The sequence below is a fragment of the Pectobacterium nicotianae genome (genome assembly GCF_023272715.1).
GTDB classification, from domain to species: Bacteria; Pseudomonadota; Gammaproteobacteria; order Enterobacterales; family Enterobacteriaceae; genus Pectobacterium; species Pectobacterium brasiliense.
Window position 1 is genome coordinate 659,367 of record NZ_CP096821.1, and the last position, 18,225, is coordinate 677,591.

Below are 18,225 nucleotides of genomic sequence, written 5' to 3' on the forward strand. Positions count from 1 at the left end.
TATCTGCCTCAAAAATCCGCTTCGCAACGAAAGTGCATTGGGGTATTGAATTCAGGGTGGGTGATAGCCAGTTCTTGTGCGTGCAGTAAAAGGCGGGGGGCAAGTGCTTTGGCATCGGGATGCGCATAAAAGCCATCGCCGAGGATAGGGTGACCTAGCGCGAGCAGGTGAACACGCAGTTGGTGGGAGCGACCGGTAATCGGCATCAGCTTGACGCGTGTTGTACCGTCAGCGTCACGCGAAAGTACCTGATACTCCGTCTGCGCTGCTTTTCCTGTTTCAAAGCAGACTTTCTGTTTCGGGCGGTTCGGCCAGTCGCAAATCAGTGGCAGGTCGATGACGCCCTCATCCTGTGCCATATGTCCCCAGACGTGGGCAAGGTAGGATTTCTTGGGTTCACGCTCGCGAAACTGACGCTTTAATTCGCGTTCGGCGGCTTTCGTGAGGGCGACGGCAATCACGCCGCTGGTTGCCATATCCAGACGATGTACAGATTCTGCGGTCGGATAGTCAGCCTGAATACGGCTCATGACGCTGTCTTTGTGTTCTGGCGCGCGGCCGGGAACCGACAGCAGACCGCTGGGTTTATTCACCACCATGATGTGCTGATCCTGATACAGAATATGCAACCAGGGATCGGTAGGCGGATTATAGGGTTCCATCGGAGCACCTTTCAGGCAACGTATAATGTGTGATATTAGGGAGAACACGGGGATGAGGTTCCCGCAGGGAGACCTCGCCCCGTGGTAGGCCCGTGTATCTCGATTTTGCAAACAACATGTCTTTATAGCTGCGGTATAGCACGATGCCGATACCGCAGTCAGCAACGCTTACTGATGCGTCACCACAACCAGACGGATTGCATCCAGACGCCAGTTGGCTTCATGCAGGTTGCTTAGCACCTGCTCGCGCTGGTTTTCCAGTGCAGTCAGCTCATCTTCACGAATGTTAGGGTTGACGGCTTTCAGCGCTTCCAGACGTTCCAGCTCGCGGCGCAATTGCAGGTCAGCCTGCTCCTGAGCTTCGGCGATGAGCTGGCGCGCCTGCGTTTCCACCAGCGCTTCTGCCTGTTGCAGCATGGCGTGAACATCAGGCTGTACGGCATTCACCAGCTTGCTGGACGTATGGCGGTTTACCGCATTGAGCTGGCGGTTGAAGCTTTCAAACTCAACCTGTGCCGCCAGATTGGTGCCTTTACGGTCCATCAGCAGGCGAACCGGCGTAGGCGGCAGGAAGCGAGTCAGTTGCAGGTGTTTCGGTGCCTGCGCTTCCACCACGTAAACCAATTCTGCCAGCAATGTGCCGACCGGCAGCGCTTTATTTTTCAGCAGCGACACTGCGCAGCTTCCGGTATCGCCGGACAGCACCAGATCGAGCCCGTTACGGATCAGCGGGTGTTCCCAACTGATAAACTGTGCATCTTCGCGAGAGAGCGCCTGATCGCGATCGAAGGTGATCGTACAGCCGTCCTGCGGCAGGCCCGGGAAGTCTGGCACCAGCATATGATCGGATGGCGTCAGGATGATCAGGTTATCGCTGCGATCTTCCTGATTGATGCCAACAATATCGAACAGGTTCAGGGCGAATGTCACCAGATTGACGTCATTATCCTGCTCGGCAATGGCCTGCGCTAGCAGTTGAGCCTGTTCGCCACCGTTAGAATGCATTTCCAACAGGCGATCGCGGCCTTGTTCAAGCTGTTGTTTCAGGCTGTCGTGCTGTTGACGGCAAACATGGATAAACTCATCCAGTCCCTGCTGTTCACCAACGGTCGTCAGTCGCTCGATCAACTGCGTGTGGTGCGCATCATAGATGGTACGGCCTGTCGGGCAGGTGTGCTCAAATGCGTCCAGCCCTTCATGATACCAGCGCACCAGCAACGCCTGTGCGGTGCTTTCCAGATAGGGCACCATAATCTGAATTTCTTTGGCCTGTCCGATACGGTCCAGACGACCAATACGCTGCTCCAGCAGGTCGGGGTTGAACGGCAGATCGAACATCACTAAATGGCTGGCGAACTGGAAGTTACGGCCTTCGGAACCGATCTCTGAACAGATCAGCACCTGTGCGCCTTCTTCTTCAGAAGCAAAATAGGCGGCGGCGCGGTCACGCTCCAGAATCGACAGCCCTTCATGGAAGACGGCGGCGCGGATCGCTTCACGCGTGCGAAGCACTTGCTCCAGCTGTAGCGCGGTGGCGGCCTGTGCACAGATCACCAGCACTTTTTCATCACGGTGTGCAGTCAGGTAGTTCAGTAACCATTCCACGCGCGGATCGAAGTTCCACCACGTGGCATCGTCCCCTTCGAGCTGCTGATAAATTTGTTCCGGGTACAGCATGTCGCGGGCGCGGACTTCCAGCGCCTTATTCGCGTTCATAATGCCGGACACTTTAATCGCCGTTTGGTACTGCGCCGGCAGCGGCAGGCGGATTTGATGCAGGATACGCTGCGGGAAGCCTTTAACCCCCTGACGCGTGTTACGGAACAGCACACGGCTGGTACCGTGGCGATCCATCAACATGGTGATCAGTTCCTGACGCGCTTTCTGATTGTCATCGCTGTCACTGTTGATGGCTTTCAACAGCGGTTCGATATCCTGTTCGCCCAGCAGATCGCTCAGCGCATTCAGTTCAGCCGTTTGGGCTTTTTCGCCCGCTAACAACAGCGTGACGGCATCGGCAACCGGGCGGTACTGCTGCTGTTCGGCAACGAATTCCTGATAGTCGTGGAAACGGTTGGGATCGAGCAGGCGTAAGCGCGCAAAGTGGCTCTGTTGGCCGAGCTGTTCCGGCGTCGCGGTTAAGAGCAGAACGGCCGGCGTGGCGCGTGCCAGCGTTTCGATGGCCTGATATTCCGGGCTAGGGCTTTCTTCGCTCCAGACCAGATGGTGAGCTTCATCCACCACCAGCAGATCCCAGTCGGCGTTGACGAGCTGCGCAAAGCGCTGGGCGCTGCGTTGCACAAATCCCAGTGAACAGATGACCAACTGTTCGGTTTCAAACGGATTACTGCTGTCCAGCTTGGCTTCGGCATAGCGCTCGTCGTCAAACAGTGAGAAGAGCAGGTTAAAGCGGCGCAGCATTTCGACCAGCCACTGATGTTGCAAGGTTTCCGGTACGACAATCAGCACGCGACTGGCACGACCTGCCAGCAATTGCTGGTGGATGATCATCCCGGCTTCAATGGTTTTCCCCAGACCGACTTCGTCCGCCAGCAAAACGCGCGGTGCGTGGCGTTGGCCGACTTCATGAGCGATATGCAACTGATGGGGGATAAGGCTGGCACGCATGCCGCGCAATCCGATCTGCTGCTGTAGCGCCTGTTCGTTCTGATGCTTGCGGGCGCGGTAGCGCAGGGCAAAGCGATCCATACGATCGATCTGCCCTGCGAACAGGCGATCTTGCGGTTTGTTGAACGTCAGCTTGCTGTCGAGGAAGACTTCACGCAGTTCCGCCGACGTTTCATCGTCCAGGCGTTGGCCGCAATACACCAGCAACCCTTTTTCTTCTCGCACGTCATCAACTTTGAGCTGCCAGCCTTCATGGCTGGTGACGGTGTCGCCAGGATTGAACATCACGCGGGTGATGGGAGCGTCGCTGCGGGAATAAAGTCGGTTTTCACCGCTGGCAGGGAAAAGCAGCGTAATCATACGCGTATCGACGGCAACAACCGTTCCCAGTCCAAGTTCGCTTTCCGTATCGCTGATCCAGCGCTGACCAAGTGTAAAAGGCATAAATTCTTAGCTCGATGTTCGTCTGTGTCGGAGGAATGTCTGATTACATTATCGGGTGCCGATAATGCTGCTGATGCAAATTCAGAAAGGGCGTTATGGTAATGGATGACGGTGCGTTCGTCACCCCTCAAACTTGCTGTGGCGCGAATTAACCCCTGTCATTTAAAAACATGAATATCTGCCATTTAAAACAAACCCATCTGACCTGTTACCAGTGTAGCAAAATCGTCGTGCAGGAAAGGCAGAATGGCATCTGCGACGGGCTGGAGCTGGCGTTCTACATAGAACTGGTAGTCCAGCGGAGAATGCCGGGTTTCCAGCGGTTCGGGGCCGTTGACGGTCATCACATAGCTGATCCAGCCGCCGTTTTGGTATTGCAGCGGTCGTCCTTGCTGACGGTTATAGTCATCGGCGATTTTCGCTGCTCTGGCGTGAGGCGGCACGTTGCGCTGGTAATCATCAAGCCGGCGGCGCAGCCGTTTACGGTAGATCAGCAGATCGTCAAAATCCCCATTCAGGGTGCGGTCGACATAATCCCGCAGCCAGTCCTGATAAGGCTGTTGCTGAAAAATCAGCAGGTAGAGCTGCTGTTGAAACTGCTGCGCCAGCGGTGTCCAGTCGGTGCGCACGGTTTCCAGCCCTTTGAACACCATCTTGTCGCCTTGTGGCGTGTCGATCATGCCGGCGTAGCGCTTTTTACTGCCTTGTTCCGCGCCGCGAATCGTTGGCATCAGGAAGCGGCGAAAATGCGTTTCAAACTCCAGCTCCAGCGCGCTGGTCAACTGCTGAGTGTCTTGCAGGTGCTGTGTCCACCATTGGTTAACGTGCTGCACCAGCGCGTTGCCAATCTTTGCGGCTTCTTCTTCGCTATGCGCGTGCTTCAGCCAGACAAAGGTGGAGTCGGTATCGCCATAAATCACCTGATAGCCCTGTTCCTCGATCAGCTCGCGCGTTTTGCGCATGATTTCATGGCCGCGTAGGGTGATGGAGGAGGCGAGACGCGGATCGAAGAAACGGCAGCCTGTTGCGCCCAGCACCCCGTAAAAGGCATTCATGATGATCTTTAGCGCCTGCGACAGTGGCTTATTGTTAGTACGCTTCGCCGCTTCACGCCCTTGCCAGATTTGTTCAACAATCGCCGGCAGGCAGTGCTGTTCGCGGGAGAACCACGCCCCGCGAAAGCCGGGGACGGCGTGCTGAGCGTCTGGATTCTGCGTTCCTACCGCTAGCCCAACCGGATCGATCAGGAACGTACGGATAATGGAAGGGTAGAGGCTCTTATAATCCAGTACGAGCACTGAATCATACAGGCCGGGACGTGAATCCATCACAAATCCGCCGGGGCTGGCTTCAAGTGCGACGTCACCCAGATTCGGAGCGACGTAACCCATGCGATGCATGCGCGGTAAATAAAGGTGGGAAAATGCCGCCACGGAACCGCCGCTGCGGTCGGCCGCCAGACCAGTGACGCTGGCGCGCTCCAGCAAGAAAGGCAGCAGCTCGGTTTTGTCGAAAATACGCGTGACCAGTTCGCAGTCTTGCAGGTTATAGCGCGCGAGTGCCGGTTTATCTTCAGCAAAACGGCGGTCGATTTCATCCATTCGCTGATAGGGCGTATCGATTGCTTTGCCTTCCCCCAGCAGCGACTGCGCGACGAATTCCAGACTAAACGAGGCAAAATTCCACGTCGCGGATTTGAGCGCGTCAATGCCGTCGATAATCAAACGGCCGGTGGCGCTGGCAAAAAAATGCCCCTGTTTAAAGCCGTGCTCCCGCCATTCTAACGCCTGACCGTTGCGCCCTAGCTTGAGCGGAATGTTGTAGCGCTCGGCATGTTTCTGCAAGACGCGCAGGTCAAACTGCACCAGATTCCAGCCGATGATGGCATCGGGATCGTGCTGCTGCATCCAGGTATTCAGCTTTTCCAGTAGCAACGGGCGGCTGGCGACGTACTCCAGCGTAAAATCCTCGTGCTCGGCAGGCGTGCCGTTCGGTGGGCCGAGCATGTAAACCTGACGTTGTCCGCAGCCTTCCAGCCCGATGCAGTAAAGCTCGCCGTGGCGGGTGGTCTCAATATCCAATGACACCAGCTTGAGCGTCGGGCGGTAATCAGGATTGGGTTTCATGCGGGAGTCCGTCAGCAGGCTATCTGAAACGGCGTTGCCGCTAAACCACACGGGTGCGGTGATAAAGCGTTCCATCAAAAAGCGTTCCGTCGGGCGAATATCCGCTTCGTAGACCTGAACGCCGCCTTCACGCAGCAATTTCTCCAGCCGCAGCAGCTGTCGGTATTGCGGGCAATACAGCCCCAGCAGCGGCTGATGGTGGAAATCCTGCATGGCGAGCGGTTTTAACTGCCAGCGTTTCTCCTGCTGTAAGAGCGTTCTTGCGCGGGCTTCCTGCTGTGCGGGAATAAAGGCAACGGCCTGCTGTACTGGCAGACGTGCGAGCAGCGGGCCCTCATCGGTGGCCAGCCAGAATTCAACCTGCGTGCCAGCTGGTGTGTCGTTCCAGTGGCGGGTCAGTAGAAACCCCTGACGAACCTGAGTCACTAAGCGGCCTTTTATAGCGAGCGGGATAAGGAAAGATGGTAAGGATAAGTATGGTTATTTATACAGGTGATGTCCAGCGACATCACCTGTATACCCGTCATACTTCAAGCTGCTTGTGCGTTGGCTTCCCTTTCTCACCCCAGTCACTTACCTGGGTAAGCTCCTGGGGATTCGCGCCGTTGCCGCCTTCATGCAACTCGAATTATTTAGGGTATATAAAATAAGGGGAAAATGGATTACTGCTCGCTGCCGGAGGCAGAGACCACGCGGTTGCGGCCTTCCTGCTTGGCTTGATACAGGGCTTCATCTGCCAGCTTGAAGGTGCGATCGATTGGCATATTGCTGACGCCCGGTTCCCACAGGGCAACGCCTAATGAGATGGTGATATTGCCCACGACAGGAATGGTCGATTCCTGCACGCGCTGCCGCAACCGTTCAGCAATGCTGAGTGCGACGTCGAGGCTGGTTTCCGGCAGTAGAATCAAAAATTCTTCACCGCCACTGCGGCACAGAATATCGGCATCGCGTGAGCTGGTGCGAATAAGCTGTGAGAGATAGCGGATGACGTTGTCGCCGACATCGTGGCCGTGGGTGTCATTGATGCGCTTGAAGCGATCGATATCCAGTGCGATGACCGCAAAGCTTTTCTGTCCCATTTGCCAGTAGCGGAGCACGCTATCCAACCCGCGACGATTGAGCAGTTCGGTCATGGGGTCTGAATGTGCCTCTGAACGCAACTTACCAATTTTGCGCTGGAGTAAATCGATACCCAGCAGCATGGCCTGTTTGAGCTGTGAGGCTTCGAAATACCAGGAGTGGATATTTCTGATGTCGTCGGAGACATCGAGTGCATCCATCTTATTGGCACTGCGCGCCAGCAGCCACAGCGGCTGGGCGATGAGCCGGGCCAGCAGCCAGACGCAGAAGATGGTCAACAGCGCGAGTGGAAGCGTGTGACGCAGCACGTTCAGCATCAGGCTATCGAGAGGTTTCAGCGTGATGTCCATCGGGCGAAGCGCCACAATCTGCCACTGTGAGGTGGCTTCAACGGCGTAACCCGCCAGCATGGTTTCATCCAGATAGTTCACCATATGCTGGCTGCCATTATTTTCGTGATACGCATCGATCTTCAGATTATTGGTTTCTGTTTTGCCAATACGCTCCATGTCACGGTGATACAGCATTGTTTTGTTCTTATCGGTGACATAAATATAAGAGCCATCACGGTAATAGTGTTTGTCTAAGAGCGTATTGAGCACGCTGGGCTGCTTAAGATAGATCGAACCACCGATAAACCCCTTATAGCGGCCATCTCGTGTGAATATCGGCGAAGATATCAGCACGATGAGGTTATTGGCGGCGGATACATAGGGCTGGCTGATAAGCGGCTGTTTTTCTTTCAAGGCTTCGAGTGCGCCTTCTGTGGTCAGGCTTCTCCCGATTAATTGGAACGTATCGGGCGATGTGGCTCTGATGATCCCTTTTTCATCTGCAATGACGACTGAGTTGAAATTGCTGGTCTGTAACCGCAGGCGCTCGGCTTCTTTAAACAGGCCGGCCTTATCATCCATTTGGGTCGCGACGATATTGGCGCTGTAGGCGAGCTGCTGCTGGGATTCTTTAAAGAAGGAATGGGTCATTGCCGCGAGCTTGGTGGCGTAAACGCGGTTGGCTTCAAGGGTGTTATCAATCAGCAGCTCTCGTTGGACGCGATAGCTGGCATAAAAACTGTTTGCCAGTGTTACCAAGGCGCTCGCCACTGCCAAGAGTAGGATAAGACGTCGTAATCCGAAATGTTTGAATAGTTTAAAAAACATAGTGGCAGTGTGGCACGGTGGCAAAAAATGACCGCTATCATAAGTGTTGATGCCCGTCGGTGCAAAAGAATTGACCATAAAACACCATTACTGAAGTGGTGCTAACGGCTTGAATTGGAAAATGATATTGCGTCTGCCTTGATAAGGGGAATAGTTGATATTTATCAGAACGTACAGGCTTTCTATACCTGCGAGCTGAGATCGTTTCAACGTAGGATAGATAAATCATGCTACATATTTTCGGTAGGATATTGCTGGGTTTCGTGCTAACGGACGGCGATCAATATCGCCTGAGAGACGAAATCGCGTGGTAATCCGGTGTGTTGGATTTTTACATTAATCCTAATCGGATGATGAGGTGAAATCAGGAGTTGACGGCTTCTGCTATGATCCAGACAATCCTTGTTTTTATAACGTACGGGTAGATTTTATGGAAGCGTGGCTGGATCATCTGGTTACCCAATCGCTAGCGTATTCACTGATCGCCGTCATGCTGGTTGCCTTTCTCGAATCTCTGGCTTTGGTAGGGCTGCTGTTGCCGGGAACGGTGATGATGGCAACGCTGGGAGCACTGATCGGCAGCGGACAAATGGGGCTTTACCCGGCGTGGGCGGCAGGGATTATCGGTTGCCTGCTAGGGGACTGGATTTCTTATTTTATTGGCATGCGTTTTAAGGCGCCGCTGCATAACTGGTCTTTCCTGAAAAAGCATCAGGCGCTGCTGAGTAAAACCGAATATGCCCTGTATCAGCACCCGATGCCGACGATACTGATCGGGCGTTTTGTCGGCCCGACGCGTCCGCTCATCCCGATGGTGGCGGGGATGCTGGGGTTACCGCCTTATAAATTTGCCGTGCCGAATATCATTGGCTGCCTGCTGTGGCCGCCAGCCTATTTCTTACCGGGCATTTTGGCTGGCGTTGCGATTGATATTCCCGCGGGGACAAACAGCGCAGGATTTAAGTGGCTGTTGCTGATTACTGCCATCATGGTGTGGGGCGCAGGCTGGCTAAACTGGCGCTGGTGGCGCAGTGATAAGCGTAAACATCATGACTGGTTTAGCAGAAAGATGCCGTTCAGACGTCTGCGCTGGGTTGCGCCCGTGATGTCCGTGGTAGCGGTTGCCTTGCTGATCGTACTACTACAGCACCCGCTGATGCCAGTTTACCGTCATCTGCTATGGCAGGTGTTAAACGGGTAATGTTGGGCAGGCCGGGAAAGACCCGGCCAAGCCAGTTAGCAGTAAAACTCGGCGACCTGCTCGAAAATACGCATTTCTTCACCGTGACGGCGAACCTGAAGGACGTCTTCCAGCTTTTCCACCTGACTGATCATCTGCGGTAGCCGCTGGTCATCTTTGACCAGTAGCCAGATGCGGCTTTCTTCACCGTTGGCCAGCGGCATACACAGAATGCCTTCCACGTTAAATGCCCGGCGGGCAAACAGGCCGCAAACGTGTGACATGACGCCGGGATGGTTGCGCACAGAGAGTTCTAGCGTGACCTGATTTGAAGTTGGTTGAGTTGACATAGTCATTAATCTCCGATCATATCGATGTTCGCTGCGCCCGGTGGCACGATGGGTAACACTTTTTCATTGGCGTCAATAAGTACGTGGATCAGCGCAGGACCTGGTTGATTGAGCATCTCTTGCAGCGCGGCCTGTGGGTCGGCGGCGGCGTTCAGATCGCAAGTTGCAAAGCCAAAACCTGCGGCAATCGCGAGGAAATTCGCGCTGTAGCGGTAATCGGCTGCGAAGATGCGTTTCTGGAAAAACATATCCTGTTGCTGGTGAACCAGACCGAGCGATTGGTTGTTCATCAGGACGATTTTTACGTTGAGTCCTTCTTCTGCCGCGGTCGCCATTTCCTGAATATTCATCATCAGGCTGCCATCACCCGAGAAACACACCACGGTGCGATCCGGTTCAGCCAGCGCCGCGCCAATCGCCGCAGGCAGGCCAAAACCCATCGTCCCAAACCCGCCGGATGTCAGCCACTGGCGTGGACGACGCAGCGGATAAGACTGCGCGACCCACATCTGATGCTGGCCGACATCGGTCGTGATGATGGCATCATCCGTCAGTGCCTGTGCCGTGGCCTGAACCAGACCATAATGGCTCAATGGATCGTCAGCGCCCGGCATGCTGAACGGAAATTCCTGTTGCAGCCCGCGGACGGTGGTGCGCCATACGTCACGCTGCTGCGGCGTAATCTGTGGCAGCAGTTGATCCAGCGCCTGTGCGACATCTGCGTTGATCGCCACGTGTGGTTGGCGGATCTTACCCAACTCGGCGGGATCGATATCGATGTGAATGATGCTGGCCTGCGGGCAAAACTGTTCTGCTTTACCAATCGCACGATCGTCAAAACGCGCACCCAGCACAATTAACAAATCTGCCTGCTGTAAGATCAGATTGGTTGATCGTGCGGCGTGCATACCCAGCATCCCGAGTGACAGAGGGTGATCGACGGGCATGGTTCCCAGTGCCATCAGCGTCATGGTGGTTGGCAGGCTGGAGCGTTCCGCCAGTTGAATCGCTTGTTCGTGCGCGGCGCTGCTAATGATCCCACCGCCCAGATAGAGCACCGGACGCTGAGCCGCATTAATCATGGCCGCAGCACGCTCGATTTCCTGCTGGGCGATAGCGGGTGGCGTATCGAGAGGGAAGACGTCCGGCAGTTCGCTCAGCTCAATGGTCGCATTCTGAATGTCTTTTGGAATATCGATCCACACTGGGCCAGGGCGGCCCGACTGCGCGATGCGAAAGGCTTCAGGGATCACGCGCGGCAGTTCGTTGATGTCGCGAACCAGATAGTTATGTTTGGTGACGGGAATAGAGATGCCGTAGGTGTCGACTTCCTGAAACGCATCGGTACCGATCATGCTGGAAGGCACCTGACCGGTGATACACACCAGCGGGATCGAATCCAGTTTGGCATCGGCGATGGCGGTGAGCAGGTTGGTCGCCCCCGGCCCGCTGGAAGCCATACAAACCGCAGCGCGTCCGCTGGCTCGCGCCATGCCTTGTGCCATAAATCCAGCGCCTTGCTCGTGACGAGCCAGAACGTGGCGAATAGTCTTACTCTGACCCAGTGCATCATATAACGGCAGGGCCGCGCCGCCGGGAATGCCCGCTACGGTGGTGATGCCCTGCTGTTCGAGCAGCAGAACAATTAACTGAGCGCCTGTATAACGCATGTTTACATCCTTCATCAGGGCCGGTGCGGTGTCGGAGCGGGGAGGGTAAAAACAAGAAACCCCGCTCGGCTTGCGCCGGCGGGGTTTGAGAATCTTCGATTCGGAACCCGTTACGGCGCGCTGCCGACGACGACGACCACGACTGCCACGCGCACGACGACGACCGCGTCAACATGCGCGGCGCTTAGTAGTGCTGAAGTGGAAGAAGAATAGTGCGTCACGGGAATCCTATTTATGTTCTAGTGAATTATTTATGGCCGAATGTTGTGTTCGAATGAGTTATTCACTCGCCAACTCATATAAGCACAGCAGTACAAAAAGACACAATACCTACAAGGGATAAAAACTGAATATGTCGAATTGGTCACAGTATACCCGTCATACTTCGAGTTGCATGTGCGTTGGCTGCGCTCAGTCACCCGAATCACTTACTTGAGTAAGCTCATCGGGATTCCCTCACTTGCCGCCTTCCTGAAACTCGAATTATTTAGGGTATATATTGGTATTTCACCGCACGACTATCGCCTGATTTTTCGCCGTATAACCGAGAGAAGCGTGACTGTTTTCACAATTGGAACAGGGTTTCAATGTTATAAATTATAAAATAATCATTGAGATAGTGGGTGGTGATAAATGGGCGTGTCCCGAGCGGTAGGGAAAGGCGTATTAAGCGGTATCTTATTGATGGCAATGGGTATCGGCACGGCGATGGCCTGTCAGGCTGGCCCTGCTAACGAATGGAAACGGGGTATTGAACAACAGCGTCAGGCTGATTTGGGCAATGGCTGTTATCTCAATCCGATTATTGCGGGCGATCATCCTGATCCCACGATTATCAAAGACGGGGATGACTATTACATGACGTTCTCGTCATTTGACGACATCCCCGGGCTGCTGATTTGGCATTCACGCGATTTAGTGAACTGGGAACCACTTGGCCCCGCGATCACGACGCCTGTCGATGCGATCTGGGCACCGGATTTGGTGAAACACAACGGCAAATATTATATCTACTTCACCACAAACCGGATTATCGACGCCAAAGGGACGAAAAAGAAGACGCTGTATGTGATTACCGCCGATGATATCCACGGTCCGTGGACGCCGCCGAAAGATACTGGCTTGAAAAATCCGGCCAGCGATCCCGGCCACGTTGTGGGAGAGGATGGCAAGCGTTACATCTTTATGTCTGGTGGCAACCGCGTGCAATTAACGGACGACGGGCTGTCGACGGTCGGCGACATGGAGGTGGTCTATCAGGGATGGCAGTACCCGGAAGAGTGGGATGTGGAAAGCTTCTCGCAGGAAGGGCCTAAGATGCTGCGCCACGGCGACTACTTCTACATGGTGCTGGCGGAAGGCGGAACGGCTGGGCCACCAACCGGGCACATGGTGATTGCCGCGCGATCTAAATCGATCAACGGACCGTGGGAAAACTCGCCGCATAACCCGATTATCCGCACGCAGGATCGTTCAGAGAAGTGGTGGTCACGCGGTCATGCGACGCTGATCGACGGGCCGGATAAAAATTGGTACATGGTGTATCACGGTTATGAAAATGGCTTTATGACGCTGGGGCGGCAGGCGATGCTGGAGCCAATTGTCTGGGGCGATGACGGCTGGTTTACGTCTGCCGGATTCGATACCGGCAAACCGATTCGCAAGCCGACAGGGGGCGAAGCGGTGCCTCACGGCATCGGCTGGTCTGATAGCTTTACCGACGAGAAATTTCCGGCTCGCTGGCATTTCTACCGCGCCAATGCGGAAGAGCTAAAGCGGGTTACGCTTAGCGACGGCGAGCTGCACCTGAAGGCAAAAGGCACGTCGCCGAAAGATAGCGCGCCACTGACGATGATCCCCGGCGATCAGGCTTACCAGATTGAAGTGACAGCGAACTTTGCTCCCGGTGCACAGGCTGGTTTACTGCTGTTCTACAATGCGAAGCTATATGTCGGGTTGTCGTTTAATCAGGATGGCATCGTCATGCATCGCTACGGGCTGGAAAGGGCGGAGAAGAAATTACCGCATATTACGGGCAATGAGGTACAGATTCGGATGAAAAACGATCGCCATATCGTGACGTTCTACACCCGAACCTCGGATCAGGAACCGTGGAAGAAATACCCGGTGCAGATGGAAGTGTCCGGCTACCATCACAACGTCGCGTATGATTTCCTCAGTCTGCGGCCTGCCCTGTATGCTTCAGGCGAAGGCGAGGTGACGTTCAGCAACCTGCGCTATCAGGCGTTGCCTTAACTTCTCAATCCGAAGACGGACGTGAAATTCCCAGGATGGCGGCTGCTTCAGCGCTGCCATCTTGTAGCGCCTGAGTCGGCCCGTCATAATAAATCTGTCCATCCACGATCAGCACCGTACGCTTCGCGATCCGCATGGCATCATCCAGATTGTGAGACACCATCAACAGCGTGAATTCACGCTCCTGACACACGCCTTCAACCAGATCGAGCATTTCCTGACGCAAGGCGGGATCGAGTGCCGAGAACGGTTCATCCAGCAGCAGAATGGGCTGGTGACGCACCAGACAGCGTGCCAATGCCGCGCGCTGGCGCTGCCCGCCGGACACCTGCGACGGCAGACGATCCAGAAGATCTGCCAGACCGACCCGATCGGCGATCTGCCGTAACGTTTCACGCTGTGTGGCACTCAGTCGCAGTCCGGGATGTAGCCCCAGCGCGATGTTCTGTCCGATCGTCAAATGAGGAAACAGGTTATTTTCCTGAAACAGAATCGACACCGGTCGTTTAGCTGGAGGTGTCTCGCGGTGAGATTCGCCGTTAAGTCGTAATTCCCCGCTGTCTGCCATCAGGAAACCGGCAACCAGATTCAGCAGCGTACTTTTCCCTGCGCCGCTGGGGCCGAGGATGGCGATGCGCTCGCCCGGTTTGACGTGAAAATCAAAACGCATGGGCAAGTGCTGATAAAAGTAGGTCAATTTCTCAAGCGCGATCATGACGGCCTGCCAGTTTCTCAATCAGAGTAAATAACATAAAGCACAGCAGCATTAAGAGCAGCGCCGTGACTGCGCCGTCGGCGCTGCGATAGGAACCAATTTGCTGGTACAGGTAGAACGGCAGCGTGCGGAACTGCTCATTGCCGAACAGCGCGATAACGCCGAAATCCCCGATCGACAGCACGCAGGCAAAGGCTAACGCCTGCGCCAGAGGCTGTTTCAGCGCGGCGAGTTCGATCAGCTTCAATCGCTGCCAGCCGCGAATATCCAGCGACGTGCAGAGTCGATTGTAGCGCTCGGCAACGTCTAGCATGGGGTTTTCCAGCACTTTGATCGCGTAGGGAATCGCCATCAGCGCGTTGGTGAACACCACCAGTGCGTAAGGGGATTGCGGTAACCCGATGCTGTTATTCAGCAGTAGGAAAAAGCCGGTTGCCAGCACAATACCGGGCATGGCGAGGATGAGCATACCGCTCAGGTTCATCAACTGCCCGTAGAGTGGCTTCTGGCGTAGCTTGAGCTCGCGGCTGCTCCAGAGCAGCATCATGGTCAGTACCAGACACAGGAGCCCTGCGCCTAAGGCGATGCGCAGTGAGGTAAACAGCGTTTGCCAGAGCACAGGCTGTTGCAGCACGGTAACCAGAGATCGGTTCACGCCATCCACTACCACGGCCAGCAAAGGAGGGACGACCAGCAGCAACAGTGCACCAATCAGCAGGCCATCGGTGAGGCGGCTTAAAGCGCTATCTTGCGGGTTGCGCCAGGCAAGCTGCTGTGTGCTGCCGACGGGCAGAATGCGCCCCAACCGCTGGCTCAGCAGTACCAAACCAAGACAGCAAACCATCTGAATTAACGCCAGCAGCGCCGCGCGCCCCGGATCGTAATCAAAGCTTAATGCCTGATAGATCGCCAGCTCGATCGTGGTTGCCTGCGGGCCGCCGCCCAGCGACAGCACGGTGGCAAAGCTGGCGAAGCAGAGCATAAAAATCAGCGCGCCAGTGGGTAAAATCTGCCGGCGCAGGGCGGGCCATTCCAGCAGCCGGAAATGCTGCCAGCTGTTCATGCCCAGATTCGCGGCCAACTGACGTTGCTCGGTAGCGATGCCTTCTAACGACTGCAACAGCAATCGGGTTGCCAGCGGCAGATTAAAGAAGACGTGCGCCAGCAGGATGCCCTGCAACCCATAGGGTGAAAATGTATATTTCAGGTCAAACCAGCCCAGCGCAGAGGCCAGCCAGCCTTGGCGACCGTAAACGCTGAGCAGGCCAAAAACGGCGACCAGCACGGGCAGCACCAGCGTCATCGCGCACAGGCGCAGCAGCCAGCGATGGCCGGGAAAGCGTCGCCGGTACAGCGCTCTGGCGAGAAACATGGCCGGAACGGTAGAGAACAGCGCGGAGAGAAAGGCCTGCCAGAAGGTAAACCGAATGACATGCCAGAGATAGCTGTCATGCCATAGCGTGCGCCACTGGCTTTCGGGTGCCTGTAGCCACAGGGCGCCGAAAGCCAGTGCGGCAACGGAAATTAACAGCGTGGTGGCCAGTAGCCCTGGCCACAGACGTCCGCCGATCAGTGGCTGACGGCGCGTTGCCATGCCTGAATCCACTGGGTCCTTTGGTCAGCGACTTCCTGCGCGCTGAACTGCATGGCTTTTTCCGGCACCGCGAGCGTCGCGAAGCCTGCTGGCAGATCGGTTTTAACCGCCGGATACATCCAGTTTGTAGTAGGGATCGCCTGCTGGAACGTTGGGCTCAGGATGAACTGCATAAAGCGTTTTGCCAGCTCGGGATTTTTGCTGGAAGCCAACTGCCCGGCGACTTCAATTTGCAGATAGTGTCCTTCGCTGAAGGTCGCTGCCGCGTAGTTGTCTTTCTTCTCTTCAATGATGTGATAGGCCGGCGACGTGGTGTAACTCAGCACCAGATCCGCTTCCCCTTTCAGGAACAGACCGTAGGCTTCGCTCCAACCTTTGGTGACGGTAACGGTTTTTTTCGCCAGTTTCTGCCAGGCTTGCGGCGCATCATCGCCATACACTTTCTGCATCCACAGCAGCAGCCCCAGTCCCGGCGTGCTGGTGCGTGGATCCTGATAGATCACTTTCCACGGTTCGTTGCTATCCACCAGCTCATGCAGGCTTTTCGGCGGGTTCTTCAGCGTGTTTTTGTTATACACAAACGCGAAATAGCCGTAGTCATAAGGCACGAATGTCTTATTGTTCCAGCCGCCCGGCACCGTGACGGCGCGGGTGTCCAGGTTGTGTGGCGCAAACAGGCCGGTTTGTTCCGCTGCCTGCAGCAGGTTGTTGTCCAGCCCCAGAATGATATCCGCTTTGCTGTTCTTGCCTTCCATACGCAGACGGTTCAGCAGCGAGGCACCATCTTCCAGCGCGACGAAGTTCAGCTCGCACTCGCACTCTTTTTCAAATGCGGTCTTGATGACAGGGCCTGGACCCCACTCGGAAGCGAATGAATCGTAGGTATATACGGTAAGCGCAGGCTTGGCGAACGCCGACGCTGAGAGCAGTAGCAGGCAAGACAGGCTGGTTTTCAGCACGGTGGCTGAACGCGGTAATAATTGATTTAACACTTTGCACTCCTGAGAATCATAGGGTGGCAAAGGACTTTGAGGCAGCAATGAGCAGCACTCTCAAATCCCTTCGCCGGTATTAACCGGATCAGGTTCGACGGGTATCTTCTCAGCGAAAAATTTTCCGCACCCCGTTGAGAACGGCACATTGTAAAGGGTTAAGTCGGGCAGCGAAAGGCTCTCAGCGTTCCGGCGGCGCGAACCAGGCAGATTTAAAATCAAACCAGCCCTCTATGCTCGCTCAGATACTGCGGCGTGACAGCCGTACGCTCACAATTTCGCTTAACGTGACGGCTTTTGTGTCTTATTTGTGGTCATTCACCATTGTGCTGATTCTTGTTCGATTAGCGCTGTACACCAGTCGATAAAGGCGCGAATCGCGGGCGAGAGGTGGCGGCTTTGTGGGTAGAGAATGAAAATAGGTTCAAGCGGGGCACTGATATCAGGAAGTAGCCTGACAAGATGTCCATCAGCAAGTTGCTGGTGCACCATATAGCTGGCAATGCGTATTAGCCCCAAGCCGGCTACACCTGCGGCAACATAGGCATCCGTGTCATTGACGCTGATCTGTGCTGCTATTGGCATCGCTACGGTGTGCGCTCCATCGTGAAAATCCCAGCGAGTTGAACGACCTGTTCGGCTGTGGGTATATCCTACTGCGGCGTGCTTGTTGAGCGACTCTAACGTTGTCGGGTGTCCATGCTGTTCAAGATAGCGTGGAGATGCGCAAATATACCAATGGAACGCACCGAGACGTCGTGCGACCAGTCGAGATAACGGCGGTTCTCCGGTTCTGATGACACAATCGATACCATTCTGAACGATATCTACAGTGGCATCACCCAAGTGGAAATCCAACTTTATTCCCGGATAGCGCTCACAGAAACCGGACAGTGCTGGAATAAGAAAGTTTTTGACCAGAGAAGGTGTCGCTCCGATTCTGATCGTTCCATGCAGTTCTTCCTTTTGCTGTGCCGCTACGCTTTCAGCGGCGTGCACATCACGCAAGATCGCTTTGCAACTGTCGTAATAGCGCAAGCCAACATCCGTAATACTGAGCGCTCGTGTTGTTCGGTTGAGTAATCGAGCCCCCAGATGTGATTCGAGTTCTTTAATGCTGCGGGTTACGGTGGAGGGTAAAACATGCATTGTTTCCGCCGCTTTTTTGAAACTACCCGCATCGACCACACGCATGAATATTTCCATGGCCTGAAACCGATCCATACGATGTCTCCTCATTTTGCTATGAAACGTTGATAAGACGCATAGACGACGTACCTATCGTGCCAGCAGCTATATCACTTAATTGTTTGATTTTTTCAAATTATAAAGTGATGTGGCTGAATCTTATCATGCGCGCATTCT

General features: G+C 55.0%; 12 protein-coding genes and 1 riboswitch. Of the genes, 2 read left to right on the top strand and 10 right to left on the bottom strand.

The window, feature by feature from the left end; all coding sequences use genetic code 11:
• Positions 1-8: 8 nt before the first annotated feature.
• The 4 genes from rluA to MYB54_RS02950 form a co-directional block, all read right to left on the bottom strand.
• On the bottom strand, positions 9-662 hold the full coding sequence (gene rluA, locus MYB54_RS02935) for a bifunctional tRNA pseudouridine(32) synthase/23S rRNA pseudouridine(746) synthase RluA (protein ID WP_248721478.1): 654 nt from the start codon (positions 660-662) through the stop codon (positions 9-11).
• Between the two features lie 168 nt (positions 663-830).
• Positions 831-3,734, bottom strand: coding sequence for an RNA polymerase-associated protein RapA (gene rapA / locus MYB54_RS02940; protein ID WP_248721479.1), 2,904 nt, complete (start codon positions 3,732-3,734; stop codon positions 831-833).
• Positions 3,735-3,919: 185 nt separating this feature from the next.
• Entirely contained in the window at positions 3,920-6,286 is a 2,367-nt protein-coding gene (locus MYB54_RS02945) for a DNA polymerase II (RefSeq protein WP_248721480.1), read from the bottom strand.
• Positions 6,287-6,522: 236 nt separating this feature from the next.
• Positions 6,523-8,103, bottom strand: a complete 1,581-nt coding sequence (locus tag MYB54_RS02950) for a sensor domain-containing diguanylate cyclase (protein ID WP_100018549.1) — start codon at positions 8,101-8,103, stop codon at positions 6,523-6,525.
• 430 nt (positions 8,104-8,533) lie between these two features.
• On the opposite strand from MYB54_RS02950, the gene MYB54_RS02955 reads away from it, so the two are divergent.
• Entirely contained in the window at positions 8,534-9,304 is a 771-nt protein-coding gene (locus MYB54_RS02955; protein ID WP_248721481.1) for a DedA family protein, read from the top strand.
• A 35-nt stretch (positions 9,305-9,339) separates the two neighbouring features.
• On the opposite strand, the gene ilvN is transcribed toward MYB54_RS02955, so the two are convergent.
• Both ilvN and ilvB read right to left on the bottom strand, forming a co-directional pair.
• Positions 9,340-9,633: an acetolactate synthase small subunit gene (gene ilvN / locus MYB54_RS02960; protein ID WP_039466048.1), complete on the bottom strand. Its 294-nt coding sequence runs from the start codon at positions 9,631-9,633 to the stop codon at positions 9,340-9,342.
• 5 nt (positions 9,634-9,638) lie between these two features.
• Positions 9,639-11,303: an acetolactate synthase large subunit gene (gene ilvB, locus MYB54_RS02965; protein ID WP_248721482.1), complete on the bottom strand. Its 1,665-nt coding sequence runs from the start codon at positions 11,301-11,303 to the stop codon at positions 9,639-9,641.
• A 633-nt stretch (positions 11,304-11,936) separates the two neighbouring features.
• On the opposite strand from ilvB, the gene MYB54_RS02970 reads away from it, so the two are divergent.
• Positions 11,937-13,559, top strand: coding sequence for a family 43 glycosylhydrolase (locus MYB54_RS02970; RefSeq protein ID WP_248721483.1), 1,623 nt, complete (start codon positions 11,937-11,939; stop codon positions 13,557-13,559).
• Positions 13,560-13,563: 4 nt separating this feature from the next.
• On the opposite strand, the gene thiQ is transcribed toward MYB54_RS02970, so the two are convergent.
• From thiQ to MYB54_RS02990, 4 genes are all read right to left on the bottom strand, one after another.
• Positions 13,564-14,274: a thiamine ABC transporter ATP-binding protein ThiQ gene (thiQ, locus tag MYB54_RS02975; protein WP_205547008.1), complete on the bottom strand. Its 711-nt coding sequence runs from the start codon at positions 14,272-14,274 to the stop codon at positions 13,564-13,566.
• Positions 14,261-15,868, bottom strand: a complete 1,608-nt coding sequence (thiP, locus tag MYB54_RS02980) for a thiamine/thiamine pyrophosphate ABC transporter permease ThiP (protein ID WP_040044072.1) — start codon at positions 15,866-15,868, stop codon at positions 14,261-14,263. The genes thiQ and thiP overlap by 14 nt, the downstream gene beginning before the upstream one ends.
• A complete protein-coding gene (gene thiB, locus MYB54_RS02985; protein ID WP_141210019.1) occupies positions 15,844-16,827 on the bottom strand; it encodes a thiamine ABC transporter substrate binding subunit in 984 nt (327 codons plus the stop codon). The genes thiP and thiB overlap by 25 nt, the downstream gene beginning before the upstream one ends.
• Positions 16,828-16,907: 80 nt before the next feature.
• Positions 16,908-17,004, bottom strand: a riboswitch (TPP riboswitch).
• 174 nt (positions 17,005-17,178) lie between these two features.
• Positions 17,179-18,084, bottom strand: coding sequence for a LysR family transcriptional regulator (locus MYB54_RS02990; protein ID WP_014916674.1), 906 nt, complete (start codon positions 18,082-18,084; stop codon positions 17,179-17,181).
• Positions 18,085-18,225: the final 141 nt, after the last annotated feature.